Source organism: Sphingobium cyanobacteriorum (assembly GCF_030580935.1).
GTDB classification, from domain to species: domain Bacteria; phylum Pseudomonadota; class Alphaproteobacteria; order Sphingomonadales; family Sphingomonadaceae; genus Sphingobium; species Sphingobium cyanobacteriorum.
In genome coordinates, this window is the sequence record NZ_JAUQOM010000006.1 from 69,430 (window position 1) to 95,347 (window position 25,918).

A 25,918-nucleotide genomic window follows, 5' to 3' on the forward strand; every position below is an offset into this window, starting at 1 on the left:
GGAGGCCGGGGTGGTGCGCCGCCCCGGCATGCGCGCGTGCAGATAAAGCGGCTCAAGCTGTCCGGCTTCAAAAGCTTCGTCGACGCGACCGAATTGCGGATCGAGCCGGGCCTGACCGGCATCGTCGGTCCCAATGGTTGCGGCAAATCCAACCTGCTGGAGGCGATTCGCTGGGTCATGGGCGAATCCAGCGCCAAATCCATGCGCGGCGGCGGCATGGAGGATGTGATCTTCGCTGGCACCGCCACCCGCCCGCAACGCGACTTCGCCGAAGTGTCGCTACTGACGGTGCAGGAACAGGGCGAGCTGTTTTCCGCCGTCGATGTCGGCGCCGACGGCGAACTGGAAGTTACCCGTCGGATCGAGCGTGGCGCGGGCAGCGCCTATCGCGCCAATGGCCGGGACGTGCGTGCGAAGGACGTGGCGCTGGTCTTTGCCGATGCCGCCACCGGCCCGCACAGCCCGGCGCTGGTCAGCCAGGGCCGCATCGCCGCCGTCATCGCCGCCCGGCCGCAGGAACGCCGTGCCATGCTGGAGGAAGCGGCAGGGATCGCCGGCCTGCATGTCCGGCGCAAGGACGCGGAACAGAAATTGCGCGCGGCCGAGGCCAATCTTGCCCGGCTGGACGAAATCCTGCTCGACATGGATGCGCGCGGCAACGCCCTGCGTCGGCAGGCCAGGGCGGCGGAACGCTATATCCGCCTGTCCGAACAGATCCGCACCGCCGAAGGCCGCACCCTCTTCGCCCGCTGGCGCGAAGCCAACGCCAGCGCCGAAGCCGCTCGCGCCGAAGCGAAGCAGGCCGATGCCGCCGTGTCTGCCGCGCAGGAGGGGCAGTTGGCCGCCGCTGCCCATGCGCAAGCCGCCATCGCCGCGCTCGCCGACCGGCGCGTCGCCGCACAGACCGCGCGAGATGCCGCCAGTGAGGCCGGCCATCGCCTCGCCGCGCTGCGTACCGAGCGGGAGTCGGTCGTCCGCCGCCTGGCCGACCTCGCCCAGCAGGCGCGCCGGCTGGAGGAAGATCGGGCACGCGAGGGGACGCTGGCCAATGACGCGGCGGAGGCCATCGCCCGGCTGACCGCCGAGATTGCAACGCTCAAGGGGCGCATCGCGCAAACTGAAAAGGTGCGGCCCGATTTCGCCACCCGCATCGCCGCCGCCGAAGCTGGCGCGCGGGATGCCGAGTTGGCGTTGGCCAAGGCGATGGCCAGACAGGCTGCCGAACAGGCCGAATTGCGTGTCGCCGAGGCCGCGCTGGCCGCCGCGCGCAGCCGTCTCGACCGTGCCGAGCGCGATGTGGCACGGCTCGCCGCTGAAGCAGGTGCCTTGCCCGACGCTGCGCCGCTGGAGGCGCAGCGTGCCACCGCGCTTGATATGCAGACGCGGGCCGGTGCGGACCGGGATGCTGCCGAAGCCGCGATTCAGGCCGCCGACGCCGATCGTCAGGCTGCCGCCGAAGCGCGCGCCACCGCCGAAGCCATGCTGTCCTCTGCCCGTGCCGCGCTTGCCGCGCTCGACAGCGAGGCGACGGCGCTGCAACGCGCCGTTGACGGCGGCGCGGGCCATCGCGCGCGGGCGCTCGATCAGTTGAAGGCCGCGCCCGGCTATGAACGCGCGCTCGCAGCCGCGCTGGGCGACGATCTGGAAGCGCCGGTCGGGGCCGAGGGAAAGCGTCGCTGGGCCGGCGCTGCGGCGCTGTCGACGGACCCGCCCTTGCCCGTTGGCGCGACTCCGCTCGCCGCCCATGTCCGTGCCCCGCCGGAACTGGCCCGACGCTTGGCGCAGGTCGCCGTGACACAGCAGGATGACGGCCAATCGCTCGCTGTGGGCCAGCGTCTCGTCACGCGCGACGGCCAGTTGCGCCGCTGGGACGGCTATGTTGCGGTGGAAGGGGGCGCAGCGGCGGCCGAGCGGCTGATCCGCCTCAACCGGCTCGACGCCATTGCCGCCGCGCGTCCGGCCATGCAGGCCGAGGTCGAGCGTGCCGCCGCCGCGCAGGAGGAGGCCAAGGCGCATGAACAGGCCGCCGCGCAGGCATTGGCCGCCGGCCGCACCGCATTGACGCAGGCCGACCAGCGCCTGCGCGCGGCGCTGCGCGCCGCTGACGAAGCGACCACCGCGCTGGAGCGTCTCGCTGGCCGCCGCGAAGGCATAGAGGAAAGGCTGGCCGAAGCCCGGCGCGATTCGGCCGGGGCGCAGGCCGAGCATGACAAGGCGCAGGTGGCACGCGCCGCCATGCCCGATGGTGGCGAAACCCGCGCCTTGGTGGCGACGCTGGTGCAGGCCAGCGAAAAGGCGCGCGCCGCCGTCAGCCAGTTGCAGGCCGATCAGGCGCTGGCCGACCGGGCGCTGGGCAGCGACCGGGAGCGGCAGGCTGCTGCCGATGCCGAGATCAGGGGCTGGCGCGCCCGCGCCGGGGAAGCGGCCAAACGCATCGCCGCCATGGTCGATCGCGCCGGAGAGATAGCGACCGAGCGCGCCATGATTGATGCGCAGCCCGATGCGCTGGCGCAGGCGATCGCTGCCCTCAGCGATCGGGGATCGACCCTGAGCGATGCCGCCGATCAGGCCAGGCAGGCCGAACAGGAGGCCGAAAGCGCGCTGCGCGCCGCCGAAGCCCGTTCGGCGCAGGCCGGCGAGACGCTGGCCGCCGCCCGCGAAGCCCGCGCCACCGCCGTCGCCCGCGCCGAAGCGGCGGACGAACGGCGGATCGAAACCAACCGCCTGTCGGGCGAGCGATTCGAATGTCCGCCGCCGATACTGCCCGAAAGGCTGGGTTTCGCCAGCGCCGATGTGCGTCTGGCCCAGACCGAACAGGCCGAGCATGACCGTTTCGTCACGGAGCGCGAGCGGATCGGCCCGGTCAATCTGGTCGCCGCGCAGGAACTGGAGGAACTGGAAAGCACGCAGGCGACCATGCGCGCCGAAAGCGCCGAACTGACCCAGGCGATCCACCAGTTGCGCGGATCGATCGGCAGCTTGAACCGCGAAGGTCGCCAGCGCCTGCTCGCCGCGTTCGAGGCGGTGGATGGCCATTTCCGGCGGCTGTTCACCACCTTGTTCAACGGCGGTCAGGCGCATCTGGAACTGATCGACAGCGACGATCCGCTGGAGGCGGGGCTGGAGATCATGGCCCAGCCACCGGGCAAGAAGCTCGCCGCGCTCACCCTGCTGTCAGGCGGCGAGCAGGCGCTGACCGCCGTGGCGCTGATCTTCGGCCTGTTCCTGACCAACCCGGCGCCGATCTGCGTGCTGGATGAAGTCGACGCGCCGCTGGACGACGCCAATGTCGAACGGTTCTGCGACCTGCTCGACGCGATGGTGGCGCAGACCGACACCCGCTACCTGATCGTCACCCACAATGCCGTCAGCATGGCGCGGATGCACCGGCTGTTCGGCGTCACCATGGTCGAACAGGGTGTCAGCCGCCTCGTCTCGGTCAACCTCCACGGCGCGGAGGCGCTGCTGGCGGCGGAGTAAGGCCATCCTGTGCCAGCCGGTCCTTGCCCTCTGCATGCGGGGTCAACAGCATGTCGATCCCATCACAAGGAAAGACCATGGTTCACCTGCCTGCCTTCGCGCTTGATCACTGGCTGTCGGCTTATGATTTCGCGACGCCGCCGATCGCCTATAATCTGGCGTCGAGCACCGGACCGCGCTGGAGTGTCGCGGATCTGTGCGCAATGGGTGAAACGCCGCTGGTGATCGAGGATATAATCCTGAGCTATGCCCCGCCCCAGGGCAGCCGCCCCCTGCGCGAGGCGATCGCCGCCTTTCACGATGCCGAAGCTGACAGCGTCATCGTCACCACCGGCGCATCGGAGGCGCTCTCGATCCTCTTCTGTCTCGGCGCACGACCGGGCGCGAACATCGTCCTGCCCGATCCTGGATATCCCGCCTATGATGCGGTGGCCCAGGGTTGGGGCCTGTCCACCCGTCCCTATCGCCTGGATCGCGAGGATGGCTTCGCCCAGCGCGCCGCCACCATCCTGGCGCAGGTCGACGCCGGCACATGCCTTGTGATCCTCAACACGCCACACAATCCGACCGGAACCGTCATGCCGCGCGCGGAGATAGAGGCGCTGGCCGCCGCCCTTGCGGAACGCGCTGTTCCGTTGCTGGTGGATGAGGTGTATCACCCGCTTTACTTTGGCGCCCCCCAGCCTTCGGCCGCCGGTATCCGCAATGTCATCGTCACCAGCGACCTGTCCAAGGCGCTGTCGCTGCCGGGGTTGCGTATGGGCTGGCTGATCGACACGGACGCCGGGCGGCGTGCGCGCCTGCTCGACGCGCGCAGCTATTTCACGATCAGCAGTTCCCCGCTGCTCGAACGGCTCGCGGTGCAGGCTTTGCGCCATAGCGATGCCATCCTCGCCCGGCTGCGATCGGTGACGCAGGTCAATATCGCGCTGCTCGACGCTTTGATGACGCAGTTCGGCGACCGCCTCGCCTGGGTGCGGCCGGATGGCGGGACCACCGCCTTCCCCTGGCTCGTTGACGGGCGCGACAGCCGCCCCTTGTGCCAGGCGCTCGCCGCGCAGGGCGTGCTGCTGGCGCCCGGCGACTGCTTCGGCCATCCTGCCCATATGCGGCTGGGCTTCGCGCAGCAGGCGGAGGGCTTCGACATTGCCGTCGGTCGAATGGCCGACGCCCTGACGCGCCTTTAGGCGTGATTTCTCATCGGATGGACTCATCCGATGACGGGGAAATCGCATATGATCAAAAAAGCTGGATCGGTGCATGTCGGGCGGGTCAATCCCGCCCGAACCAGCCTTTCATCCGCCGGAACAGGCCGCGTTCGCTGACCGCCTCGAACATCTCGTCCGGTCCCTCAGGGTCCAGCACCTCATGGTCGGCGATCCAGGCCTGCACGTCGTTCAGGTCGGGCGTCACATAGGGGCGCAAGGTGCGGCCCGGCTTCTGCCGTATTTCCTCGATCCCCGCGATCAGTCCGCGCTCGGCGATCACGCTCGCCACCCGTTCGACCGGCAGATCGAGATGTTCGGCGATCAGTTCGTCGCGAATCCGCAATATCGTCGCCTGCCGGCCGTCATTGGCGGGCAGTGCGGTGTCGATGCAGATGTCACATTCGGTGTCCAGGCCGAGTGATCGATTGTTCATGTTGGAAGAGCCGACCCGGATAATCCGGTCATCCACGATCAATATCTTGGCGTGGACATAGATGGGCGCACCGCGCTGGGTGAAGGGGTGGTAGATGCGCAGCCGCCCATGGGCGTCGCGGCTTTTGAGCGCCTCGAACAGCCGCGCGCGCGCCGTGTCCATCGCCTGCTGCTCCAGCCAGCCGTCGGCCTGTTCGGGATTGACGATGACGATCTCCGGCCCGTCCGCCTCGACCAGCCGCTTGGCGATCGCCTCGGCAATCTTGCGCGATGCGAAATATTGGCTCTCGGCATAGACATGCCGCTTCGCCGCCGCGATCTGGTTGAGGTAAAGCTGTTCGATCTCGGTCAGCGGTTCCTGATCCTCCATCTCCGGCGCGGTGCGGGCGATGGCGACATCGACCTGCTCGAACCGGACCGGCAGAGTATCGGGCCAGCAATCATATGCGCCCGTGACCGGCTCCAGTGGCTCCCCGCCCGCGCCGGTCCAGCGCGCCCGTGCATGATCGCCCAGCGCGGCGGCGACAGGCCCGTTCAGTGCCGTGGTTGCATCATGCCAGGGGCCGTAGGGCGACCCGTCGGGATGGCGCCGTCCCGGATCGTCATCGCGATGATGGCGCGTGTCCCAACGATCGCCGGTCATGTCGATGCCCCCGCAAAAGGCGAAGCAATCATCGATCACTACGATCTTTTGATGGTGGGATGCGGCGGGCGGATGATGGCTGTCCAGCTTCACGGTGACGCGCGGATGCGCCATCCATTTGAGCGTCGTGAACAGGTTGGTGGGCCGCACCATCGATTTCATCGCGCCCACGTCCCAGCGCAGCAGGAAAATCTTCAGTTCCGGCGTCCGATCCACCAGCCAACTGATGAAGTCGCCGATCACCACCGGCGCGCCATCATCGGCCTCATCCTCGCGGATCAGGCTGATCGCCGCGTCGAAATCCCATCCGATCAGCATGATGCGGCGCTTGGCCTTCATCATCGCTGCGCGGGCGTGGCGGAAATAGGCGTCGGCATCGATGATCACGCTGGCCTTTTCGGCCCGTGCGATGCGCCAGCAATCCGTGCCGGGCCGGGGCGGGGTGGCAGGGACCGTCATGCCGGGGCGCTCCCCACGACCAGGCAGCCCAGGAACATCAGGAAACCGGCAAAGCGGTTGGAACGGAATTTGCGCAGAGGATCGATCCCATCTTCTTTCAATGTCGCCACCTGCCACAACAGATGCGCCGCCACCGGCAGCAACGCCCCAAGCGCCAAGGCTTGCGGCCTGATCTGCCAGATCGCGCAGGCCCACAGGATCAGCGCCAGCGCATAGCAGAGCGCCACCCCTGTCCGCACATGCCGCCCCATCGACAGCGCGCTCGATCCGATACCGATCAGCGCGTCATCCTCCCGGTCCTGCAACGCATAGATGGTGTCATAGCCCACGACCCAGAAGATGGTTCCGGCATAAAGGAACAGGCCGGGCCGGCTGAGCGCGCCCATGACCTCGCTCCATCCCACCAGGGCTGCCCAGGAAAAGACCAGCCCCAGCCAGAGTTGCGGCCAGCCGGTGATGCGCTTCATGAACGGGTAGGCCGCGACCAGCGCCAGGCTGCCCAGCGCGACGACCTGCGCATGGAGATGCAGTTGCAGCAACACGACCAGCCCCACCAGGCAGAGCGCCAGAAGCCATGCCCAGGCGACCTTCACCGACATCGCCCCGCTCGCCAGCGGCCGCGCGGCGGTACGCGCCACTTTCCGGTCGAGATCGCGATCGACAATGTCGTTGAACACGCAGCCCGCGCCGCGCATCGCGATGCTGCCCAGCAGCAGCCAGGCGATCAACGGCCAGCGGGTAAAGCCGCCGCCCGCCAGCGCCACGGCCCAGCCGCCCGGCCAGAACAGCAGCCACCAGCCGATCGGCCGGTCGAATCGCGCCAGTTGCGCCAGGGTGCGGGGAGTGTCCGGCAACCGTGCGAGTAATCCGCGCGCTTCGCTGTCGGGGACGATCGTCTGATTCACTGCGACTCCGTTCGGGCTGATCTTGTCGAAACCCCATGCTTCTCTTTAGGGAAGAACGGGCATCCGACAAGCCAGGAGAAACCATGACCGCAACCCCCGCCTGGCCGCCGCAAAGCGCCCCCCGCCTCCATGTCGAAACCCAGTTGGGCGAAGGGGTGGCGGTGCCGGTGGACGGCAACCCGGCCCATTATCTGATCAGCGTGATGCGGGTGAAGCCCGACGACATCGTGCTGCTGTTCGACGGCCGATCGGGCGAATGGGCGGCGCGGGCCCGCGATATCCGCAAGCGCGACCTGGTGCTGGACTGTGTCAGCCAAACCAGGCCGCCCGAACATGTGCCCGATTTCTGGCTCTGCTGCGCCCCGATCAAGAAGGGGCGGATCGATCTGATCGCGGAAAAGGCGTGCGAACTGGGCGTCGCCCGGCTCCAGCCCGTCCTCACCCGCCGCGCCGTGGTGGACAAGCTCAACCTCGACCGGCTGCACAGCCATCTGGTCGAGGCGGCGGAACAATGCGGCCGCACCATGTTGCCCGACCTTGCTGACATGGTGAAGCTCGACGCATTGCTGAAAGGCTGGTCCCCGGATCGCCACCTGTTCTTTGCCGATGAAACAGGCGGCGCGTCGCTGGAAGCCACGCTGCGCGCCCATCCCGGCCCGGCCGCTTTCCTGATCGGGCCGGAAGGGGGCTTCGATCCGGTGGAACGCGAGGCGATTCGCGCCACGCCCGGCGCGGTGCCGGTGTCGCTTGGCCCGCGCATCCTGCGCGCGGAGACGGCTGCGATCGCCGCGACTTCCGCCTGGATGACGATCAATGGCGATTGGAAATAGTTTCATTCCGCTATTGGATTGAAGGCGTCACAGGCACGCCCTATGTGGTGATCGCCCGACTGTGTTTGACGGGCCAAGGGGAAGCAGTAAGGGCGGATCATGAGCACCAGAACCGATTCAGGGGATCATGATCCCGTCATCGAAAGCCGCGACCAGTTGATCGCAGCCTTTTCCAAAGGCGAAAAGCCCAGGGACCGCTGGCGGATCGGGACTGAGCATGAGAAATTCGTCTATAATCGCCAGGACCATCACGCCCCTTCCTATGAGGAAAAAGGCGGCATCCACACGCTGCTGATCGGCCTGACCCGCTATGGCTGGAACCCGGTGTTCGAGGGGGAGAATATCATCGCCCTGTCGGGCGCAGACGGCACCATCAGCCTGGAACCGGCGGGCCAGCTCGAACTGTCGGGCGCGCCGCTCGAAAACCTCCACCAGACATGCGCGGAAACCGGCCGTCATCTGGAGCAGGTGAAATATGTCGGCGACATGCTGGGCCTGGGTTTCCTTGGCCTTGGCATGTGGCCGGACAAGACGCGCGCAGACCTGCCGATCATGCCCAAGGGCCGCTATGACATCATGCTGCGGCACATGCCGCGGGTGGGATCGCTTGGCCTCGACATGATGCTGCGCACCTGCACCATCCAGACCAATCTGGACTATGGCAGCGAAGCCGACATGGCGCAGAAATTCCGCGTGTCGCTGGCGCTGCAACCGCTCGCCACCGCGCTGTTCGCCAATTCGCCTTTTACCGAGGGCAAGCCCAACGGCTTCCTCTCCTATCGCAGCCACATCTGGTCGGATACCGATCCGGGCCGCACCGGCATGCTGCCCTTCGTGTTCGAGGACGGCTTTGGCTATGAACGCTATGCCGACTATGCGCTCGATGTGCCGATGTATTTCGTCTATCGCGACGGCAAATATATCGACGCTTCCGGCCTGTCGTTCCGCGACTTCCTGGATGGCAGGCTGTCCGTCCTGCCCGGCGAAAAGCCGACCGAGAAGGATTGGGAGGATCATCTGTCCACCGCCTTCCCCGAAGTGCGGATGAAGAGTTTTCTGGAAATGCGCGGTGCCGATGGCGGGCCGTGGAATCGCATCTGCGCGCTGCCGGCTTTGTGGGTCGGCCTGCTCTACGACCAGGGCGCGCTCGACGCGGCGTGGGATGTGGTCAAGGACTGGACCATGGAGGAACGGCAGATCTTGCGCGATTCCGTACCGAAACTCGGCCTCGACGCGCCGATCGGCGGCGGTGCCAAGCTGCGCGATATTGCCGGGCAGGTGGTCGATATCGCCCGTTCCGGCCTGACCGCGCGCGCGCGCCTCAATGGCGCGGGCGACAATGAAACCGGCTATCTGTCCTTCCTGGACGAGGTGGTCGCATCAGGCAAGACCAATGCCGAACGGCTGCTCGAACGCTATCATGGGGAATGGCGGGGCGACCTCAGCAAGGTCTATGAGGAAGAAAGTTTTTAGGGTCTTGTGTTGATTACCTCGTCACTGCGAGCGTTGCGCAGCAATGACGAGGTAATCAAAAGCCATTGCGTTCCAGCGATTATTCCGCCGGTTGCGCCATCACCGCCATTGCGCGCTTCTTCCCCGTCAGCCAGGCGAAGAAGCGCGGCACCGGCGCGTTGCGTTCCATCCACGCGCTATAGGCGCGATAGTCGGGGTCGGCCGACAGATGCTGTTCCTCCGTCCGGGCGCGCCAGTAATAGACGGCGTTGGTCAGTGCCAGCATCGCGCAATTGCGCACCATGTCCGTCAACGACCCGCTGATCGTCAGAAAGGGTAGCGCCGAAAACCACCAGAACAGATTCTTCGACAGATAGGCCGGGTGCCGCGTCCAGCGATAGGGGCCATGGGTCAATATGCCGCGATGGGTGAGGTTCGAAAAGCGCAGCCCGAATGCCACCGTCGCCCAGGCATAGATGCCGGTCAGCAGCACCAGCCAGCCGCCCAATATCCATTGCAGCGCGCTCGACCCCTGCGTCCAATAGTCCCACTCCGCGCCGCCGTTATGATAATCAAGCGGCCCGCCCCCGCCCATCAGCACGAACGGCGGATAGCACATCAACGCCGCCAGCCAGCCGCCAAGATAGGGGTTGGCGGTGCGAATATGCGAATCCAGCGGCTTGAACGTCAGGATATAGCCGACCGTCGCCAGACAGACGTCGATCATGAACATGATCGCGATCAGGAAACCGGCCAGCGCTACCGGATGGGCGAAGGCATCCTCGATTCGCCATTCGACCACGCTGGCGAAATTGCCCGGCACGATCGACAGCATGAAGGCGAGGAAGAAGCCCTTCACCGCCCAGGCGCGGGCATGATGCGCGACCTGGCCCATGTCCGCCTGTCCCGCCACGCCGCCGATCACCCATTGGCCGAAATGATAGCTGGCGTCCTTGGGGTTCACCAGCCGCCGGTCGATCCAGAGAATATAGGGAACCGACGCCACCAGCAGCCAGGGCGCGGCTGCCATGAACAGGTCCATCGAAAAACGGTAGTTACCGCTCCAGTACCAGCGCGCCAGACAATAGAAGATCGCAATCCCCAGCCATGTCGCCCACAGCCCGGCGATCTTGACGATGCTGATGTCCAGTACGTCCCGCACGCCCCGCGCCGGCCCGCGCCAGTCGATCCCGGTCGATGCGTTGCGATGCACCTTGTCCACGACCAGCGACCACAGCACCATGGGAAGCCCGCAGGCGACCACGGCGGCGAGGCCGGCATTGGGACCGTTCATCCCATAATGGCGCGCCACCAGCGTCCAGAGGCCCAGGCCCGCCAGACCGGCAATGCCGACACCATGGCTGCCGGCGGATTTCGGACAGGGATCAGCGTTGATCATAGGGGCCGCCATAGCCTGGAATGGTAAGCAAGCGGTGAACGGCCCGTTCCTTGGCCCATGCAAACAGCGCCGTGAACAGGACGCAATCAGCCGAAGATATGCGCCAGATCCTGGGCCTGTGGTCCATCTTTCCACTGGCGCAGCGCCCCGTACAGGCTCGCTTGCGTCGTGCTCCAGAGCGCGATGATCAGTGTGTTGATGACCGCCGACACCGCCAGATAGGTGGGCGACAGCGCGATCGTCCCGCCCTGTACCGCCGGCATCATGTCGCCCGCGACCATGATGATGCCCAGTACCGCCGTCAGCAGCCACATCAGCACCAGCAGCAATATCTGCAACCCGAAAATCTTCCAGCGCGCGCCCTTGGTCAGGTAGCGGCTGCGCGAGAAGGCGGCGAATACGCCACTGCCTTCCGCCACCAGCGCGGGTGCGGCGACCGACCACATCAGGAACAGGATGATGCCCGGCACGACCAGCAGCATGAAGCCGGCCATGATGCCCAGGATCAGCAGGATGGTCAGGCCGATCAGCGGCACTGCGGCGGTCAGGCCGGCGCCGATGCAGTCGGCAAAGCTGGCGCGCTGTCCGTCGATATGGGCTATGGTGGCGCGGACCAGCGCGCCCTGCACCAGCATCGACAGCAGCAGGAAGATGACGAAGGAGCCGATCGACACCGCAATCGTCGCGATCGTGCTGGAACGGTCGGCCATCGCCAGCGTGGACCCGATGAAATAGCTGTAGAGCGCCTGCGGCACCGCGCCGAGCAGGAAGGCGATGCCGAAGGTCGCGACCGGATTGTCGCCCAAAGTACCGAAGGCACGGCTCAATACCGTGCCGATCGAAAAGGACCGTTCCTCGCCTGAAACCGCGTGCGTCGCCATGATTCCATACCCCCTGTCATCAATCTGGATGCCATGCTGTCGCACTTGCGGGACTTTGTCATCCTTTGAATGGCTTGCGCCGCCGCGCCCAGCCGCTAGGGTCGGTCGGGACGGGGGTGGGCATCAATGGCCGGACCAGGGCAATTGTCGGACGATCAGCTTGCTGCGGCGCATCGCGCGTTGCGGGCGGGCGGCGACATACAGTTCGACATGGTGCCCGCGCCAGGCCGCCAGCCTCCCCCCGCCTGGCTCAGGGCGCTGGGCGAATGGCTGGAACAGGTGCTTGCGCCGGTCGGCCGCTTCCTGCGCTGGATCGGCAGTTTCATGCCTGATGCGCCCTATGCCCGCATCTTTTTGTGGACCATGATTGCCGCATTGGCGCTGCTGATCCTTTGGATCGTGGTCGACCGGGTGCGCCATGGCGTCTGGCGGTTGCCGCGCTGGCGTCGCGGCCGGTCCGCTGTCGCGATCGAGCCGGTTGAAGAGGACTGGACACCGGCCGCCGCCCCGGCGCGCGCCTGGCTGGAGGAGGCGGACGCGCTGGCCGGGCAGGGCCTCTATGCGCAGGCGGTGCATCATCTTCTCCTGCGCAGTGTCGAGGATCTGTCGCGCCGCCGTCCGCAGGTCGTGCGCCCCGCGCTCACCAGCCGCGACCTCGCCCGTGCCGACGGCATTCCGTCCGCGCCGCGCCGCCTGTTTGCGGAAATCGCGTCGGCGGTCGAGCGCAGCCTGTTCGGCGGCCGACCGATCGATGCCGACGAATGGAGCCGCTGTCGCCTGGCCTATGCCGATTTCGCCCAGACGCGGAGCTGGTCGGCATGAGCGACATCGCGATCGGTGTGCAGCCAGGGGATGGCGCGCTCTTCCGGGGCCGCACAGTGGCGCTGATGCTCGCGATCGGCATTGCCGGTTTCATCGGAATGCTGGTTCTGGGCGCCTATGCGCCGGATTTGCGATCGGGCCGCAATGGCGGCGCGCACGCCCTGTCCAATGCCGTGACCGGCTATGCCGGGCTGGTGCAACTGGCCGATGCGACCGGCCGCCACCCGCATATCCTGCGCAGCAGCCACGGCTTCGATACCGAGGATCTGCTGATCGTCACGCCCGAAAGCGGTGCGACCGACATCAGCCAGGCACTGATCCAGCGCGCCACCCGGCCGACCCTGTTCGTCCTGCCCAAATGGCAGATGGCGCCCGATGACGATCATCCCGGCTGGGCGCGCTATCAGGGGCTGGTGTCGCTGGATGAACCGATCGGCGTGCTCGCGCCGGGCGTGCGTTTCACCATGCGCCACTATCGCAGCGGCGGGGGTTGGTTGACCGCCCATGGCGTGCCGGGCCGCTTCTGGGCGCCGCGCCCGATCCAGGTCATTACCGGCATCGACCCCGCCAACAGGCAGCAGCAGGATCAATGGCGAAAGCTGACCCCGCTGCTGACCGATGGCAGGGGCGGCATGGTGCTGGCGCAGGTGGGTGAAGGGCCGCTTTATGTGCTGGCCGATCCCGATCTGCTGAATAATCGCGGCATGAAGGATCTGGGCCAGGCACGCGCCGCGCTGGCGCTGCTCGACTGGATGAACAGTACCGGGGCGGAAGGCATCGCCTTCGACGTGTCGATGAATGGCTTCGGCCATTCGCGCAGCCCGTTGAAATTGCTGTTCGAACCGCCTTTCCTGGCGATGACGCTGGCGATCGTCGCGGCGCTGCTGCTGGCGGGCCTCCATGCCTTCGGCCGTTTCGGCCCGCCGCGCATACGGGCGCGTGCCGTGACCTTCGGCAAGGCGGCGCTGGTCGACAACAGCGCGCTGCTGATCCGCAAGGCCGGGCGTGAAGCGCGACTGGGCGGCCGCTATGCCGCCGCCATCCGTGATCGCGCGGCGCGCATCTTCGGCGCGCCCGCGCGGTTGCGGGACGGGGCGCTGGATCAGTATCTCGACAGTTTGAAGGGCGCGCACCGCTTCACCGACCTCGTGCAGGCGGCGCAAGCGGCGCGTGACCGGCACAGCCTGCTCGAAGCAGCGCAGGCGCTCCATGATTGGCAAAGGGACAAGGGCAGATGACAGTGGAAGAGGTGCAGGCGCTGGGCCAGGCCATCCGGCAACAGGTGGCGCGCGCGGTCGTCGGACAGGAAACGACCGTCGACCTCATGCTCGTCGCGCTCTTCGCCGGCGGGCATATCCTGCTGGAAGGGCCGCCCGGCACCGCCAAGACACTGATCGCGCACAGTTTCGCCCGTGCATTGGGCCTGGATTTCGGTCGCATCCAGTTCACCCCCGACCTGATGCCCGGCGACATCATCGGCGCGAACCTGTTCAATTTCCAGACCAGCCAGTTCACGCTGACGCGCGGGCCGATCTTCACGCAATTGTTGCTGGCCGACGAAATCAACCGCACCCCGCCCAAGACGCAGGCAGCGCTGCTGGAGGCGATGCAGGAACGCACTGTCACGATCGATGGCGAAAGCCTGGCGCTCAGCGACCGTTTCATGGTCGTCGCCACGCAAAATCCGATCGAGCAGCAGGGCGTCTATCCGCTGCCCGAAGCGCAACTCGACCGCTTCCTCTTCAAGCAGAGCGTCGACTATCCGAGCGCTTCTGAGGAACGGAAGATCGTCGCCACCCATGGCGCGCGCACCCATGCGATGACGCCGGAGGCATGGGGCGTCGTGCCCGTCACCGACGCCGACCGGATCGCGCAGGCGATCGATGTTGTGAACGGCGTGCGGCTGGTCGATGAGGTGGTCGATTATATCCTCGCCCTCATTCGCGGCACCCGCGACGTGGCGGACCTGGAAAGCGGGGCGTCCCCGCGCGCCGGCGCGATGCTGGCCGGCGCGGCGCGGGCGCGGGCCGCGCTCGATGGCCGCGATTTCGTCATCCCCGACGATGTGAAGGCGCTCGCGCCCGCGCTGCTGCGTCACCGCCTGATCCTCTCGCCCGTTGCCGAAATCGACGGCCGCCGGGTCGAGGATGTCGTCACCGGCATCATCGACATGATCGAGGCGCCGCGCTGAGCGCCCCGGCATGATCTACCCCACCCGCACCGCGATCTTTTCGGCGGCGGCCGGCGCGCCCGTGACCCTGCTCGTCGCGCTGCTGCTGCCGGGCCGCTGGTATGCTGCGCTGGCCTGGCCGGTCGCGGTGCTGCTGGCGTGCCTGGCCGATGCCCTGCGTGGAGCCGGTCCGGGTCGGGCGACGTTGCAATGCTCCTTGCCAAAGACCGCCAGCGTCGGCGCACAGGTGGAAGGGCAGGCGCGGATCGCCATTCCCGGCACCCCGCGCGCGCAACTGATGCTCGATACCGGGCCGTTGCTGGTGCAGGATGACGATGCGCCTTGGATCGACCTGCCAGGCGGCCAGGGCAGTGCCGCCATTCCCCTGCGCGCCATCCGGCGCGGCACCGCGCGCGTTGTGCGGGGCTGGCTGCGCTGGAAGGGGCCGCTTGGCCTGGTCTGGAAACAGCGTATCGTTCCGCTCGACGCGACCATGGCGATCCTGCCCGATATTCGCCCGGTCCATGATCGCGGTGCGCAAATCTTTCAGCGCCACGCGCTCCAGGGCCTGATGGCCCAGGTCGATCGCGGCGACGGCGCGGACTTCGACGCGCTGGTCGAGTTTCGATCCGGCATGGACCGGCGCGCGATCGACTGGAAGCAATCGGCCCGTCATGCCAAGCTGCACGCCAAGGAATTTCGTTCCGAACGCAACAACCAGATCGTGTTCGCGGTCGATGCCGGCCGCCAGATGAGCGAGCCGGTCGCGGGCCTCAGCCGGCTCGACCGGGTGGTGTCGGCGATGCTGCTGACCGCCTGGGTGGCATTGAAACTCGGCGACCGGGTCGCGCTCCACGCCTTCGATTCGCGCCCGCGCATCGCCAGCGGGCTGGTGTCGGGCGCGGCGGCCTTTGGCGAACTGCAACGGCTCGCCGCGCGGATCGACTATAGCGGCGAGGAAAGCAATTATACCCATGCCCTCACCACGCTCGCCACGCGGCTGACGCGCCGGTCGATGATCATCCTCTTCACCGAATTCACCGACCTGACCTCGGCCGAATTTCTCGTCCGCGCCGCCGCCCGGCTGGTGGAAACGCATCTGTTGCTGGTGGTGGTCCTGCGCGACGAGGAACTGGAATCGATCATGGATCGTCGCCCGCGCACCGCCGACGACGTGACCCGCGCCGTCACCGCCGCCGCCCTGCTCAAGGACCGGCTTATGGTCCTCACCCGTCTGCGCCACCTGGGCGCCCATGTGGTCGAGGCCGAACATGATCGCGTCGGAGACCGGCTGGTCCAGTCCTATGTCGATCTCAAGCGGCGGAACCTGCTATGAGCGCGTTCGTCGAAACCGCCGCCGCGCCGCTGGTCAATGCCAGCCGCTTCCGCGCCGCGCATGAAGCCGACTGGGAGCGGCTCGACCAGCTTCTCACCCGGATCGAGAAACGTTCGGTCCGGGCCTTGTCCGAAGACGATATTCTCGCGCTGCCGCTGCTCTATCGCTCGGCGCTTTCCTCGCTGTCGGTGGCGCGCGAAACCTCGCTCGACCGGGCGCTAGCCACCTATCTGGAACAGCTTTGCACCCGCGCCTATTTCCAGCTTTACGGCGTCCCCGACACGGCATGGCGCCAGATCGGCCGCTTCCTGGCGCGCGACTGGCCACGCAGCGTCCAGGCCCTGTGGCGGGAAACGCTGGCCTGCCTGCTGCTCACGATCGCCGGGGTGATCGCGGGCTGGTGGCTCGTCTCCACCGATCCAGGCTGGTATTACAGCATCATCCCCGACGCGATGGCGGGCGGGCGCGATCCGTCGGCGAGCGCCGAAACGCTGCGCGCGACGATCTACGGGGTGCAGGAGGGCGGTGGCCTTGCCACCTTCGCCGCCTATCTCTTCACGCATAACAGCCAGGTCGCGATCTTCGCCTTTGCACTTGGCTTCGCCTTCACCGTGCCGACGGTCTTGCTGCTCCTCTACAACGGCCTGACCCTGGGCGCGATGCTTTGCCTGTTCGCGCAGAAAGGATTGGGCCTCAATTTCCTCGGCTGGCTCACCATCCATGGCTCGACCGAGATGTTTGCGATCATCCTGGCGGGGGCGGCGGGCATGAAGATCGGCACCGCCGTCGCCTTCCCCGGCCGCGACGCCCGCACCGAAGCGGCCGTCATCGCCGGGCGCGGCGCGGCCGTCGCCATGGCGGGCGTGGTCCTCATGCTGCTGGTCGCCGGCCTGCTCGAAGGGATCGGGCGGCAGACGGTCCAGTCGGACGCCATGCGCTATGGCATCGGGCTTGCCGCGCTGGTCGGCTGGCTGGCTTATTATTATCTGCCCCGGCGACAGGGCATCGGGCCGGAGGGTGACGATGCGCTGGCGGCGTAAGCATGCGCGCAAGGCGCCTGTTTCGCTGCGGCGCAGCTTCGTCACGCCCGAAGGCGTCGACCTGCGGCTGGAACTGGCCAGCGCCGGCACCCGCGCCTCGGCCTTCATCCTCGACATCCTCATCCTCTTCATCAGCCTGATCCTGACGACCATCGCCATCGGCCTGCTTGGCATCGCCAGGGCCAATGGCGAGATTTTCATGATTCTCTGGCTGGTCGGCGCCTTCATGTTGCGCAACGGCTGGTTCATCCTGTTCGAAATGGGCGGGCGGGGCGCGACGCCGGGCAAGCGGCTGCTGGGCCTGCGGGTCGTCGCGCGCGATGGTGGTCGGCTGACCGGCGGTGCCGTGATTGCCCGCAATGCGTTGCGGGAAATCGAAATCTTCCTGCCGCTCTCCTTTCTGGGGATGCAGGCGGCGGATGGCGCGGCCGATGGCTTCCTTGCTCTTTTCGCCCTGTGCTGGACCGGCATCTTCCTCTTCTTCCCGCTCTTCAATCGCGACCGGCTGCGGGTGGGGGATCTGCTGGCGGGCACCTGGGTCGTGAACATGGGCCGGGCGAAACTGGGCGCAGACCTGGTCGCCGCGCGTGCCGAGCAGCCTCGCCGGACCTTTACCGACGCCGCGCTCGACCTCTACGGCATCTACGAACTGCAAACCCTCGAAAATGTCCTGCGCAGCGGACAGGATGAGGCGATCGTCACCGTTGCCGCGACGATCCGGCGCAAGGCTGGCCTGCCGGACGATGGCGACGATTATGGCTTCCTCTCCGATTATTATGCCGCGCTGTGCGTCCGGCTGGAACGCGCCATGCTGGTCGGCCGTCGCCGGGAGGACAAGCATGCCAGCGCGGCGCGGCGTTAATCCGCCAGCGCGATCATCGAAATCTGTCGCCCATAGTCGGACTCGCCCCGGTGGCAGGACCGGCGATAGCTGTAGAAGCGATCGGGCTGGCTGTACGTATCCTCGTCCAGCATCGCGATCCGCCCGATCCCCACGCCCGCCAGCCGCGCCGCGACATAGGCGGCGATGTCGAACTGGCAATGGCCCGGCCTCCCCGGCGTGAAGAACCGCTCATTGGCGGCGTCCTCGCCCTCGAAGCGCAGGGCGAAATCGTCGGTCACTTCATAGGAGGCGCGGCTGATGCATGGCCCGACCGCGCAGGCGATCCGCTCCGGCGCTGCGCCCAGCGCGACCATCGCCGCGATCGTCCGGTCGGTGACGCCGCCAATCGCGCCCTTCCACCCGGCATGGGCCGCGCCAACCACGCCGGCAGCCGCGTCGGCGAACAGCACCGGCACGCAATCGGCGGTCAATATGCCCAGCACCAGTCCTGGCCGGTCCGTGACCATGGCGTCGGCCGGCGGGCGCGCATCGTCCGCGATCGGCCCCGTCACCTTGACCACATCGGGCGAATGGACCTGATGCACCGTCACCAAAGTCGCGCCGGGCAACAGTGCATCCCGCGCCAGGTCGCGATTGCGCAGCACCGCCGCGCGTTCATCCACCGATCCCAAGCCGACATTCAGCCCCGCATGAACCCCGGTCGATACCCCGCCGCGCCGCCCGGCAAAGCCATGGGGCACGCCCTCCAGTCCTGGTGCGCGCAGCAATTCGATCATCGATCCGGCTCCTTCCTGTCCTCCTTTCCCCTTTGGACGAGCATGTCCTATCCACGCAACATACTTGCGCGCAGCAGATTAGGCGATAGTCTCCGCTCCATAGCTCGACGGGGACGGTCTTATGCCGTCCGAGCAGAACAAATTGAGTGTAAAGGGCATCATCCATGATTTTCGGGCGCGTTAAGCCTCTCGACGCCATATTGGCGACGGCCGAGAAGAAATCGCTGCATCGGTCGCTGGGCGCATTCCAGTTGACCATGCTGGGCATCGGCGCCGTCATCGGCACCGGCATCTTCGTGCTCACGGCGGAGGCCGCGCAGAAAGCCGGCCCCGGCATGATGCTCTCCTTCGTCATCGCCGGTTTCGTCTGCGCCGTTGCGGCGCTCTGTTACGCGGAAATGGCTGCGATGGTGCCGGTGTCGGGTTCGGCCTACACCTACAGCTACGCCGTGATGGGCGAACTCATCGCCTGGATGGTCGGCTGGGCGCTGATCCTGGAATATGCGGTCGCCGCCGGTGCGGTGTCGGTGGGCTGGTCGGGCTATGTCGTGGGCCTGATCGAACATACATTCCACCTCGACATACCTGATCTTTTGACGCGCGGGCCGTTCGATGGCGGCATGGTCAACCTGCCCGCGATGCTGATCGCCGCGCTCGTCACCTGGCTGCTGGTCATCGGCACCAAGGAAAGCGCCGCCGTCAACGCGGTGCTGGTCCTTATCAAGGTTGCGGCGCTGACCCTGTTCATCGTCCTGGCCTTGCCGGTCATCAACATGGACAAGTTCACCCCCTTCGCGCCATTGGGCTTTTCGGGCATTTCCGCGGCGGCCGCCTCGATCTTCTTCGCCTATGTCGGCTTCGACGCCGTTTCCACCGCCGCAGAAGAAACCAAGAACCCCCAGCGCAACATGCCGATCGGCCTCATTGGCTCGCTCGGCATCTGCACCATCTTCTACATGCTGGTCGCGGCCGGCGTGATCGGCACCGTCGGTGCGCAGCCGGTCGCCGGCCCGGCCGGTGAAGTGCTGGCCCCCGGCTCGGCCGCCCTGTCGCAGCAATGCGCCGCGCTGGCCGCCGCCGGCACCGAAGCCGTCACCTGCTCGAAGGAAGCGCTCGCCTGGACGCTGCGCGAAATCGGCTGGCCCCAGATCGGCAACCTGCTCGGCCTGGCCGCTGGCCTCGCTCTGCCCTCCGTCATCCTGATGATGATGTTCGGCCAGACCCGCATCTTCTTCGTCATGAGCCGCGACGGCCTGCTGCCGGCGATGTTCTCCAAAGTGCATCCGACCTACAAGACGCCCTATGTCATCACCATCCTGACCGGCATCTTCGTGGCCCTGTTCGCCGCTTTCTTCCCGGTCGGCATTCTTGCGGATATCTCCAATTCCGGCACGCTCTTCGCCTTCGCGGCGGTGTCGATCGCCGTGTTGCAACTGCGCAAGACCGATCCCGACCGCAAGCGTCCGTTCCGCACCCCTGCGATCATCGTGACCGCGCCGATCGCCATCTTGGGCTGCCTCTATCTCTTCTGGAGCCTGGGCGTCGAAACCAAGCTGATGTTCGTGGGTTGGGCGGCCGTCGGCCTGCTGGTCTATTTCGGCTACAGCCGCAGCCGCAGCCATGTCGGCCGCGGCGTGGTGGACGTGGCGGAAGATGGCGCGGGCATCCCGCCCCAGCCGGTGCCGCCCATGCCCGGCGCGCATACGCCGGGCGGTCAGGACGCCTGATCGACAGGAAGGAGGGGGCGGTTTTTCCGCCCCCTTTCTTTTTCAGCGCTGCCCCAGCTTAATGGAAATCGATCTCCGCTTCGCGCAGCGCGCCACGTTGCGGCCGGGTAAACAGCTTGCCGCGCTCCGCCCAGATCACGATCAGGAAGGATAATGTCCCGAATATCAGCAGGCCCAGGATGAAGGGCAGGGGGGTGCCGTCGAACGCCAGCCCAACCATGCTGCCCAGCGTCGCCGACAGCGCGGTCGTCAGGAACGCCTGGAAGGAAGAGGCCGCCCCTGCCCCCCGGTGAAACGGCTCCATCGAAATGGAACTGAAATTGGACGCGGTGAAGGACACCGTCATCATCGTCATCGCCTGTAGCACCATGAAACTGGCCAGCGTTTCCGCCCCGGCCAGAATGATGGCCAGATGCACCGCCGCGATCAGGATGAAGGCGATCAGGGCGCCCTGGCTCATCCGCCGCGCGCCAAAGCGCGACACCAGCCGGCTGTTGATCAGGCTGCCGATCCCCATGCAGCCGGCAATGGCGGCGAAGGCGAACGGAAAGATGTTCTGTGCCTGAAACACATCGAAGAAAATCTGCTGCACCGACAGGATGAAGCCGATCAGCCCCCCCATCACCACCCCGCTCGCCAGCATATAGCCGATCGAACTGCGCGTGCGCAGAACGGTCCCCACCGTGCCCAGCAGTGCACGCACCGTGATTCGCACGCGATTTTCGGGACGCAGCGTTTCGGGCATGCGCAGCAGCATCCAGCCCAGGATCAGGCTGGCCAGTATTACCAGCGCCCAGAAGATCCAGCGCCAGTGCGCAATCCACAATATCGCCTGGCCGAAACTGGGCGCCATCACCGGGATCAGCATGAACACGGCGAAGATCAGTGACATCACCCGCGCCATTGCGTCGCCCCTGAACCGATCGCGTATGATGCTCACGGTGATCACGCGGCTCGCCCCGGCGAAGAAACCGGCACAGCCCCTGCCGGCCAGCATGATCGCAAAATTCTGCGCGCTGGCGCAGGCGATAGAGGACAGGATGAACAGGGCCATGGCGCTGCCCAGCACATGTTTGCGGCCGAACCGATCGGACAGCACGCCAAACAGCAATGATCCAAAGCCCAGGCCCAGGAAATAGACGCTGATGATGAGCTGTCGGTCATTGGGATGCGCAATCGCCAGGTCGCGGCCAATTTGGGGCAGGGCCGGCAACATCGGGTCGATCGACAATGCGTTCATCGCCATCAGGCAGGCGCATAGCAACACGAACTCGCGGAAATGAATGTCGCGGGAGGGGGGCGGAGCAGTCATGGGGCGGCTATGGGTGCAATGCGCCGCTTATGCCAGTCCCAATCTGCTACGGATCGCACGATGGAATGGGATGAGCATTGCCCGGACATGCACCCGCCTCCAGTCAATCCTGTATGGCAAATGAGGCGTTAACCATTTTTTATCGCTTCCCGGTCCAACCTGTTCCTCGTGGAAAAAGGGGTCGCAATCCATTGAGCTAGGATAGAACAGGGGAAGATATATGGGCAACAGCATCAAGAGCGCGCAATTTCTGATGGAAGCCCGCCTGTCGCGGGCGGCATATGGATCGGCGCAAGACTGTTTCGATCTGGGCGTCGCCTATAGCTGCGGGGCAGGCGACCTGCCGGTCGATTTCATCGAAGCGCATAAATGGTTCAACCTCGCCGCATCGCGCGGCAGCGAACTGGCCCAGTCGATGCGCGCTGAAATCGCCGAGGAAATGACCGCGCGCGAAATCGCCGAAGCGCAGCGGCAGGCACGCGCCATCATCGCCGCCACCCAGATGCGCGCGGCCTGATCAGTCCTTCTTCTTGAACGGGGTCCGTTCCGCCAGCCAGAGCCGGTCGCGCTGCACGCCCGCCCGCTCGGCGGTCAGGAAGCCTGCGACCGCGCGCCGAAATCCGGCATCCGGGATGAAATGCGCCGACCATGTCGGTTCGGGCGCATAGCCCCGCGTCAACTTGTGCCCGCCCTGCGCCCCGGCCTCCACCTTGCGCAGCCCGCGCGCGATGGCGATGTCGATCGCCTGATAATAGCATAGCTCGAAATGCAGGTTGGGCACGTCCTCGTTGCAGCCCCAATAGCGGCCATAAAGCGTATCCGCGCCGATCAGGTTGAGCGCGCCCGCAATCGGGCGTCCGCCACGCAGCGCCAGCATCAGCAGCACCCGCGACCCCATCGTTTCACCCAGGATCGAGAAGAAGGCGCGGGTCAGATAGGGCTGCCCCCATTTGCGCGCGCCGGTATCCTGATAGAAATCCCAGAAAATATCCCAATGCGCCTCTGTCAGGTCGCCGCCGGTCAGATGGACGATCTCCAGCCCCTCGACCGCGCGCCGTCTTTCCTTGCGGATATTCTTGCGCTTCTCGCTCGACAGGTCGGTCAGGAAATCCTCGAAGCGCGTATAGCCGCGATTGGTCCAGTGAAACTGGCTGTCCTCACGGATCAGCCAGCCGGCCGCCTCGAACAGCGCTACCTGGTCCGGCGCGATGAAGGTCGCATGGGCCGACGACAGGCTGTTGCGCTCCACCAGCATCTCCAGCCCGGCGATCAGTGCCGGCGCCTGGGCTGGATCACGCAACAACAGCCGGGGACCGGGCACCGGGGAAAAGGGGGCGGCGACCTGAATCTTGGGGTAATAACGCCCGCCCGCCCGTTCCCAGGCATCGGCCCATCCATGGTCGAACACATATTCGCCCTGGCTGTGGCTCTTGCCATAGGCCGGCGCGGCGGCGGCGATGCGCCCGTCCGGGCCATCGATCACGATCGGCAAGGGCTGCCAGCCGCTCGTGCCCCCGACGCTGCCGGATTGCTCCAACGCAACCAAAAAATCCCAACTTATGAATGGGTTATCATTTCCTGCGCAGGCATTCCAATCGTCGCGATCAAAATCCGCTACCCCCGATGCAATGCGCGCCACCACCTCAGTCATGCCCAGCCTCGAAAATGATCTGGTCGGCATGGGCCGCCGCCCGTGCCCGGTCGGCATCGCTGCGCACGGTCCATGTCAGCACGGGCCACCCTTGCCTGCGGGCGCGGCGGGACAGGGGGGAAGGCAGGTCGCGTACATCACAGGCGACAAAATCGGGTTTCGCCAGCCAAAGCGCAAGGGCGCGTGTAATCGCCGCGCCCATTCGCCCCTTGCCCTGCTGCGTCACGACAAGTCCGCGTAGCTGTTCCACTCGCTGTTTCACAAACCAGCGCATCGCGTGTGGATTGAAGGACATCACCGCAACCGGCGCACCGGGCCAGCCATCCAGATCGCGGGCGACGGCTTTGCAAATGGCGTCGACATGCCGGTCATCGGCCTTGATCTCCACCAGCAGCGGCGTCCGCCCGGCACAGCGTGCCAGCAGCGCCGACAGTCTTGGGACAGGCCCGCCATCGGGCAGGCGAAGCTGATCCAGCGCGGCCGCGTCCAGCATCGCGACCAGCCCGTCACGACCGGCCATGCGGTTCAATGTTGCGTCATGAAAGACGAAGGCGACGCCGTCCCGGCTCAGCCTGACATCGCACTCGATGCCATATCCTGCGGCGATGGCGGCATCGAAAGCCGCCATGCCATTCTCGCTGACGCCTGCCCCATGCAAGCCCCGATGGGCGAAGGGGCAGGCGGTCAGAATATCAGGCTTCGGGCCGGACAAGCACCACCGCATCGACTTCCACGACCGCGCCCAGCGGCAACACCGGCACGCCCACGGCGCTGCGGGCATGCTTACCGGCGTCACCGAAAATCTCGACCATCAGTTCCGACGCGCCATTGGCGACCTTGGGCTGGTCGGTGAACGTGGGCGCGCTGGAAATGAACGCGCCCAGCTTCACGATCCGTTCGACCCGGTCCAGATTGCCCAGCGCCGCCTTCATCTGGGCGATGAGGTTAAGGCCGCATGCGCGCGCGGCGGCGATGCCATAGTCCAGATCGCGATCCTCGCCCATCCGCCCGGTCATCATGCCCTCCGGGGTCAGCGCGATCTGCCCGCTGATATAGAGCAGGCCGTTGGCCTCCACGGTCGGTACATAGGCGGCGACCGGCGCGGCGGCCGGGGGCAGGATGATGCCGAGTTCGGCAATGCGGGCTTCGATGTTCATGCGGTAACTCCATGGGTTGCAGGCATATCGTCTGGGGCCGGCCCCTGGGCCAGCTTCTGGATGATCCATTGCTCCGCCGCCGCCCAATTGTCGATCCTGGCATGGGCATGGGGGGCGGGGGGAATATCGGCGGCGATTTTCGGTTCGCCCACCATATGCAGCCGCCAGACGCCGGGGGCATGGGTGGCGACCGAATGATGATGTTCGGCCAGATCGTCGATGAACAGGGCGGCGCTGGGCGCGCGTGCCGCCACGATGTCGGCCAGCGGCCGGCCCTTGCCGCCCTGGTTCCAGTGGACCGGGACATGCAGGCCATGGGCGGCGAGCTGCTGCGCCCGCGCCTGCTGGTGCCGTTCGGTGATGTTGGTCAGCACTTCGATGTCGGCGACACGCGACAGGCGATGCAACGCCTCCACCGCGCCCGCGATCGGCGCCTGCCGGTGCATTTCCGTTTCGAAGAAGCCCAGCAGCAATGCCCACACATGGTCGCGCTCCAGCGGCGCGCCGCTGTCCTTGTGCCGCAGGGCCTCGGCAAAGCCGCGCTCGCGCAGGTCGAAATGGACATGATGCGCTTCGTCCAGCCATTGACCGAACGGCACCACCATGTGCAGCAGCACCTCGTCGCAATCGGTGATGATCAGCGGGCGGGTCATCGGCTCAATCTCTCCTGCGCCGCGATCAGGGCGGCGGGGCTGGTGTTGATCGCGTCGGCGCAGGCGATCAGGTCCGGCTCATGGTCGGCCAAAAAGGCCAGCACCGCGGCCAATATGGCGGGATTGCCGATCCCTTCGCGCAGGGCGTCGCCATCCAGCCCGGTCAGCGCCAGCAGCCGGTCGGCGCGCCCCCCGTCACGCAATGTCCAGCCCAGCGCCATCAGCGCCAGCGTGACCGCCGCGTCGCCGCTGTCCGGGCCGCTATCTGACTTGCCATCTTCGGCTATGGGTCGCATGGTGGCCTTTCGGGGCGGGGCGGCTTAACGGGCGCGCTCCAACAGGCATTTCGGACCGCAGGTGACTGGTGGCAAAGCGCGTGCTCGTTGTCGAGGACAACGAACTCAATCTCAAACTTTTTTGCGACCTGCTGCGCGCGCACGGGCATGCGGTGCTGGCCTGTCGCGACGGACGGGACGTGCTGGCGCAGGCACGCGACTTCCTGCCGGACCTGGTCATCACCGACATTCACCTACCCCATGTCAGCGGCCTTGACCTCATCGTCTCGTTAAAGGCTGATGCGTCGCTGTCGATGGTGCCGATCATGGCCGTGACCGCCTATGCCGGCCATGGCGACGAGGAACGGATTCGTGCGGCAGGGGCGCAAGCCTATGTGTCCAAACCCATTTCCGTGCTGCGCTTTATCGAACAGGTGAACGCGCTGCTGTAACGGGGCAGCAAATT

Annotated in this window: 24 protein-coding genes; 13 read left to right on the forward strand and 11 right to left on the reverse strand. The window is 66.3% G+C overall.

Annotated elements, in window-relative coordinates; translation table 11 throughout:
- Positions 1-36: 36 nt before the first annotated feature.
- A complete protein-coding gene (gene smc / locus Q4610_RS12820) occupies positions 37-3,480 on the forward strand; it encodes a chromosome segregation protein SMC (RefSeq protein WP_304536353.1) in 3,444 nt (1,147 codons plus the stop codon).
- A 77-nt stretch (positions 3,481-3,557) separates the two neighbouring features.
- Entirely contained in the window at positions 3,558-4,667 is a 1,110-nt protein-coding gene (locus tag Q4610_RS12825) for a pyridoxal phosphate-dependent aminotransferase (protein ID WP_304536354.1), read from the forward strand.
- 85 nt (positions 4,668-4,752) lie between these two features.
- Here Q4610_RS12825 and Q4610_RS12830 read toward each other — a convergent pair whose 3' ends face one another.
- Together Q4610_RS12830 and ubiA are read right to left on the reverse strand one after the other, a co-directional pair.
- A complete protein-coding gene (locus Q4610_RS12830; protein ID WP_304536355.1) occupies positions 4,753-6,222 on the reverse strand; it encodes a phospholipase D-like domain-containing protein in 1,470 nt (489 codons plus the stop codon).
- Positions 6,219-7,127: a 4-hydroxybenzoate octaprenyltransferase gene (gene ubiA, locus Q4610_RS12835; RefSeq protein ID WP_304536356.1), complete on the reverse strand. Its 909-nt coding sequence runs from the start codon at positions 7,125-7,127 to the stop codon at positions 6,219-6,221. The genes Q4610_RS12830 and ubiA overlap by 4 nt, the downstream gene beginning before the upstream one ends.
- An 83-nt stretch (positions 7,128-7,210) precedes the next feature.
- On the opposite strand from ubiA, the gene Q4610_RS12840 reads away from it, so the two are divergent.
- Together Q4610_RS12840 and Q4610_RS12845 are read left to right on the forward strand one after the other, a co-directional pair.
- Positions 7,211-7,957, forward strand: a complete 747-nt coding sequence (locus Q4610_RS12840) for a 16S rRNA (uracil(1498)-N(3))-methyltransferase (RefSeq protein WP_304536357.1) — start codon at positions 7,211-7,213, stop codon at positions 7,955-7,957.
- A 99-nt stretch (positions 7,958-8,056) separates the two neighbouring features.
- On the forward strand, positions 8,057-9,430 hold the full coding sequence (locus Q4610_RS12845; protein ID WP_304536358.1) for a glutamate--cysteine ligase: 1,374 nt from the start codon (positions 8,057-8,059) through the stop codon (positions 9,428-9,430).
- Between the two features lie 79 nt (positions 9,431-9,509).
- Here Q4610_RS12845 and Q4610_RS12850 read toward each other — a convergent pair whose 3' ends face one another.
- On the reverse strand, positions 9,510-10,808 hold the full coding sequence (locus Q4610_RS12850; RefSeq protein WP_304536359.1) for a methyltransferase family protein: 1,299 nt from the start codon (positions 10,806-10,808) through the stop codon (positions 9,510-9,512).
- 86 nt (positions 10,809-10,894) lie between these two features.
- Positions 10,895-11,689 carry a DUF7847 domain-containing protein gene (locus Q4610_RS12855; RefSeq protein WP_304536360.1) on the reverse strand — a complete coding sequence of 265 codons (795 nt, stop codon included), beginning with the start codon at positions 11,687-11,689 and terminating at the stop codon, positions 10,895-10,897.
- 126 nt (positions 11,690-11,815) lie between these two features.
- Here Q4610_RS12855 and Q4610_RS12860 point away from each other — a divergent pair, with 126 nt between their 5' ends.
- From Q4610_RS12860 to Q4610_RS12885, 6 genes are read left to right on the forward strand one after another with little or no spacing between them, the layout of a single operon-like run.
- The gene (locus Q4610_RS12860) at positions 11,816-12,511 is read left to right on the forward strand and encodes a DUF4129 domain-containing protein (protein ID WP_304536361.1); all 696 of its coding nucleotides are present in this window, start codon (positions 11,816-11,818) and stop codon (positions 12,509-12,511) included.
- Positions 12,508-13,749 (forward strand): hypothetical protein, encoded by a 1,242-nt coding sequence (locus Q4610_RS12865; protein ID WP_304536362.1) that lies wholly within the window; start codon positions 12,508-12,510, stop codon positions 13,747-13,749. Before Q4610_RS12860 ends, Q4610_RS12865 begins: the two co-directional genes overlap by 4 nt.
- Entirely contained in the window at positions 13,746-14,702 is a 957-nt protein-coding gene (locus Q4610_RS12870; protein ID WP_304536363.1) for an AAA family ATPase, read from the forward strand. The genes Q4610_RS12865 and Q4610_RS12870 overlap by 4 nt, the downstream gene beginning before the upstream one ends.
- Positions 14,703-14,712: 10 nt before the next feature.
- Positions 14,713-16,017, forward strand: coding sequence for a DUF58 domain-containing protein (locus Q4610_RS12875; RefSeq protein WP_304536364.1), 1,305 nt, complete (start codon positions 14,713-14,715; stop codon positions 16,015-16,017).
- A complete protein-coding gene (locus Q4610_RS12880; protein ID WP_304536365.1) occupies positions 16,014-17,057 on the forward strand; it encodes a stage II sporulation protein M in 1,044 nt (347 codons plus the stop codon). Before Q4610_RS12875 ends, Q4610_RS12880 begins: the two co-directional genes overlap by 4 nt.
- Positions 17,041-17,919 (forward strand): RDD family protein, encoded by an 879-nt coding sequence (locus tag Q4610_RS12885; RefSeq protein WP_304536366.1) that lies wholly within the window; start codon positions 17,041-17,043, stop codon positions 17,917-17,919. Before Q4610_RS12880 ends, Q4610_RS12885 begins: the two co-directional genes overlap by 17 nt.
- On the opposite strand, the gene pgeF is transcribed toward Q4610_RS12885, so the two are convergent.
- On the reverse strand, positions 17,916-18,677 hold the full coding sequence (gene pgeF / locus Q4610_RS12890; protein ID WP_304536367.1) for a peptidoglycan editing factor PgeF: 762 nt from the start codon (positions 18,675-18,677) through the stop codon (positions 17,916-17,918). The genes Q4610_RS12885 and pgeF overlap by 4 nt on opposite strands.
- A 164-nt stretch (positions 18,678-18,841) precedes the next feature.
- Here pgeF and Q4610_RS12895 point away from each other — a divergent pair, with 164 nt between their 5' ends.
- Positions 18,842-20,404: an amino acid permease gene (locus tag Q4610_RS12895; RefSeq protein WP_304536368.1), complete on the forward strand. Its 1,563-nt coding sequence runs from the start codon at positions 18,842-18,844 to the stop codon at positions 20,402-20,404.
- 58 nt (positions 20,405-20,462) lie between these two features.
- Here the strand turns inward: Q4610_RS12895 and Q4610_RS12900 are convergent, their stop codons facing one another.
- Positions 20,463-21,716: a multidrug effflux MFS transporter gene (locus tag Q4610_RS12900; RefSeq protein ID WP_304536369.1), complete on the reverse strand. Its 1,254-nt coding sequence runs from the start codon at positions 21,714-21,716 to the stop codon at positions 20,463-20,465.
- Positions 21,717-21,936: 220 nt separating this feature from the next.
- Between Q4610_RS12900 and Q4610_RS12905 the strand changes: the two genes are divergently transcribed.
- Positions 21,937-22,233 carry a hypothetical protein gene (locus Q4610_RS12905; RefSeq protein WP_304536370.1) on the forward strand — a complete coding sequence of 99 codons (297 nt, stop codon included), beginning with the start codon at positions 21,937-21,939 and terminating at the stop codon, positions 22,231-22,233.
- Here the strand turns inward: Q4610_RS12905 and Q4610_RS12910 are convergent, their stop codons facing one another.
- From Q4610_RS12910 to Q4610_RS12930, 5 genes are read right to left on the reverse strand one after another with little or no spacing between them, the layout of a single operon-like run.
- Positions 22,234-23,367 carry a GNAT family N-acetyltransferase gene (locus Q4610_RS12910; RefSeq protein ID WP_304536371.1) on the reverse strand — a complete coding sequence of 378 codons (1,134 nt, stop codon included), beginning with the start codon at positions 23,365-23,367 and terminating at the stop codon, positions 22,234-22,236.
- A complete protein-coding gene (locus Q4610_RS12915; RefSeq protein WP_304536372.1) occupies positions 23,360-24,091 on the reverse strand; it encodes a glycerophosphodiester phosphodiesterase family protein in 732 nt (243 codons plus the stop codon). Before Q4610_RS12915 ends, Q4610_RS12910 begins: the two co-directional genes overlap by 8 nt.
- Positions 24,060-24,524, reverse strand: a complete 465-nt coding sequence (locus tag Q4610_RS12920; protein ID WP_304536373.1) for a RidA family protein — start codon at positions 24,522-24,524, stop codon at positions 24,060-24,062. Before Q4610_RS12920 ends, Q4610_RS12915 begins: the two co-directional genes overlap by 32 nt.
- A complete protein-coding gene (locus Q4610_RS12925) occupies positions 24,521-25,177 on the reverse strand; it encodes an HAD family hydrolase (RefSeq protein WP_304536374.1) in 657 nt (218 codons plus the stop codon). The genes Q4610_RS12920 and Q4610_RS12925 overlap by 4 nt, the downstream gene beginning before the upstream one ends.
- Positions 25,174-25,473, reverse strand: a complete 300-nt coding sequence (locus Q4610_RS12930) for a DUF3572 domain-containing protein (RefSeq protein WP_304536375.1) — start codon at positions 25,471-25,473, stop codon at positions 25,174-25,176. The genes Q4610_RS12925 and Q4610_RS12930 overlap by 4 nt, the downstream gene beginning before the upstream one ends.
- A gap of 68 nt (positions 25,474-25,541) precedes the next feature.
- On the opposite strand from Q4610_RS12930, the gene Q4610_RS12935 reads away from it, so the two are divergent.
- A complete protein-coding gene (locus Q4610_RS12935) occupies positions 25,542-25,904 on the forward strand; it encodes a response regulator (protein WP_304536376.1) in 363 nt (120 codons plus the stop codon).
- Positions 25,905-25,918 lie beyond the last annotated feature (14 nt).